This is a genomic window from Mesorhizobium sp. M7A.F.Ca.MR.176.00.0.0, from assembly GCF_004023165.1.
Taxonomy (GTDB): Bacteria; Pseudomonadota; Alphaproteobacteria; order Rhizobiales; family Rhizobiaceae; genus Mesorhizobium.
The window spans coordinates 1-269 of record NZ_RZTC01000337.1; the positions used below are offsets into that span (position 1 = coordinate 1).

At 49.1% G+C, this 269-nt stretch carries 1 pseudogene; it reads left to right on the forward strand.

The annotated features are described in order from the left end of the window. Positions 1–38: 38 nt before the first annotated feature. Positions 39–269, forward strand: a pseudogene (locus tag EOB59_RS35135) (hypothetical protein); the annotation flags it as partial.

Genomic DNA, 269 nt, shown 5'->3' on the forward strand with positions numbered 1-269 from the left:
ACGATTTTTACCAAGCGCCGCCTTGTACGCAAATGATAATGACCGTTGCTGGCTTGGAGCCATTCTTCAGCGCTCAAGATCAGTATTATTCAAAGGACGTTCATATGAATTTCCCCATCGGCGGCGCGCAACCTATTTTCCCTGAGGAACTGGGCACGCTGAGGATTGTATTTTCGCAGCTTTGTGAGGAACACGAGATTCTAACCACTTCTGTTGAGGCCGGGGAACTCGCCTCAGAGTTGGTCCGACTGTTTCAAACAGGCATCAAA